Annotated in this window: 2 protein-coding genes and 1 pseudogene; 1 reads left to right on the top strand and 2 read right to left on the bottom strand. The window is 71.3% G+C overall.

Annotated elements, in window-relative coordinates:
- Positions 1–691, bottom strand: a pseudogene (locus tag ACXAID_RS27755) (peptidoglycan hydrolase RipC); the annotation flags it as partial.
- 153 nt (positions 692–844) lie between these two features.
- The gene (locus ACXAID_RS27750) at positions 845–1,087 is read right to left on the bottom strand and encodes a hypothetical protein (protein WP_475025380.1); all 243 of its coding nucleotides are present in this window, start codon (positions 1,085–1,087) and stop codon (positions 845–847) included.
- A 112-nt stretch (positions 1,088–1,199) separates the two neighbouring features.
- Here ACXAID_RS27750 and ACXAID_RS27745 point away from each other — a divergent pair.
- Positions 1,200–2,463: DEDD exonuclease domain-containing protein (locus ACXAID_RS27745; protein WP_475025379.1), on the top strand; the 1,264-nt coding region annotated here is incomplete at its 3' end.

Below are 2,463 nucleotides of genomic sequence, written 5' to 3'. Positions count from 1 at the left end.
GGGCTGGAGCAGCCGGCGCGGGCGGCGGGGGCGGCAGCGCGGCCAGCGTCTCGCGCTGGACGGGTGTCAGCGCCTCGTACTGCGCCTTGACGATGGCGATCTGCACCTGCAGCTGACTCTGTTTGGACTGGAGGTCGGCGCGCACCGCGGCGGCCTGCTCGGCGGCGGTCTTGGCTTCGGTGGCCGATGCGGCCGACGCCTGCTCGGCGAGCCGCGCCCGGTTGCCGGTGTCGCGGAAGGCGGTCATCTGGGCCTGCATCTCGGTGGCCATCACGCGCTGCACCGAGAGCTGGTCGATCAGACCCTGCGGCGAGGTCGCGGTGAGCATCGCGTTGAAGCCCGAGGGACGGCCACCCATGTACTGGGCGGCGGCCAGCGTGTCGACCGACTGCTGGAAGTGGGCGAGGTCGGCCCGCGCCGTCTCCAGCGCCGCGACATCGCTGGCGTGCTTGGCTTCGGCCTCCTGCTGGATCGCCAGCTTGTTGTCCAGATCCAGCTGCGCCGAGTGCATCGCCTCGGTGGTCTGCTCGGCCTGCCGAGACAGTTCGTTGAGCTTGGCCAGTGCGTCATCGGCGGGGTCAGCGTGCACCTGGGCGGCCATCGCCGCGCCGAGCATGGCCACTGCGGCTATCACACTGATCAGGGGACGCCGAGAACGGCTGATGGTCCGTTGCGCGCGGTCGAGCCTCAAGGTTTAGGTGTCCTTCAACTGCCGTGGCGAGCCGCTTCAAACTGCTCTTAGGTCTCAAGTAGGTTACGAAACGGCATCGGCCTTGTCCAACAGAAGACGCAAATTTAACAGCCACTCCGAAGGTCTGCGGACCGGTGGCGGCGCCGCGTGTCGTCAGGCAACTCCCGTGCCCCTGTCCCGGTGAACCGGCACCAATCGCAACCGCGGCGCCAAGCCCACGTCGGCGAGCACTTCCAGCGCCCGGCGCTCGTCGACGAGCAAATTCTCGGGCACCCCCAGCAGCACACTGACGACACAGTCCTGGCATCCGGGCCCCCGCACGGCGCAGTCGTCGCAGTCGATGGTCACCGTCCCGGTGTCGCTCTCCTCGCCCGGCGGCAGCTGATCCTGTGCCATGGCACCGTCCTCTCGATCGCAGTCGTCCGCACGCTATCGGCGGCCACCGACAGGTGGACCCGCCCGGCGTTTCCCGGCCGGGTTTGTCAGGGGCGGCGCATACGTTCGGTGCATGGGTCAGCTCAGCTTCGCCGACGTCGACGCACAGGCTGATCCCACGTTGCGGGAGACCACGTTCGTCGTGGTCGACCTGGAGACCACCGGCGGGCGGCCGAGCGGCGACCGGCACGACGCCATCACCGAGATCGGCGCCGTGAAGGTGCGTGGCGGTGAGGTCCTCGGCGAGTTCGCCACCCTCGTCGACCCCGGCCGTGACATTCCGCCCCAGATCGTGGCGCTGACCGGCATCACCTCGGCGATGGTCTACGACGCCCCGAAGATCGACTCGGTACTCCCCGCCTTTCTGGAGTTCACCCGCGGCGCGGTGCTCGTCGCCCACAACGCCGGCTTCGACATCGGCTTCCTGCGGGCAGCGGCCGAACGCGCCCAGCTGCCGTGGCCCAGACCCGCCGTGCTGTGCACCGTCCGGCTGGCCCGTCGGGTGCTCACCCGCGACGAGGCCCCCAGCGTGAAGCTCTCGACGCTGGCGCAGTTGTTCGGCGCCGCCACCACACCCACCCACCGTGCCCTCGACGACGCCCGGGCCACCGTCGACGTCCTGCACGGACTGATCGAGCGAGTCGGCAATCAGGGCGTGCACACCTACACCGACCTGCGCGCCTATCTCCCCGACACGACCCCGGCCCAGCGCGCCAAGCGCCACCTCGCCCGCGGACTGCCCAGGGCCCCCGGGGTCTACCTGTTTCGCGGCCCGTCGGCCGAGGTGCTCTACGTGGGCACCGCCGTCGACCTGCGCCGCCGGGTGGGGCAGTACTTCAGCGGCGCCGACCCGCGTACCCGGATGAAGGAGATGGTGTCGCTGGCCACCGGCGTCGACCACGTCGAGTGCGCCCACGACCTGGAGGCCGGCGTGCGCGAGCTCCGGCTGCTGGCCGCGCACGCCCCGCCCTACAACCGGCGGTCGAAGTTCCCGCAGCGCTGGTGGTGGGTGACGCTGACCGACGAAGCGTTCGCCCGCTTCTCGGTGGTGCGCAGCCCCCGCACCGACAGCGCGGTGGGGCCGTTCCGGTCGCGTGCCGACGCCCAGGACGCCGCCGCGCTGATGGCCCGCTACACCGGGGTGCGCACCTGCACCACCCGGTTGGGCCGCTCGGCCAGCCACGGACCGGCCTGCCCCGAACACGAGGTGTCCCCCTGCCCGGCGTCCCGCGGGGTGCGGGCCGACGAGTACGCCGCGGTCGCCGACGCGGCGCGCGCGTTCCTCGACGGTCACGCCGACGGTCCGCTGGCGGCGGCGTTGGGGCACATCGCCGAGC

Source organism: Mycobacterium sp. ABE4_509 (genome assembly GCF_056160785.1).
Note: the sequence above shows the minus strand (reverse complement) of the source record. Positions and strands in the feature narration are given on the sequence as shown.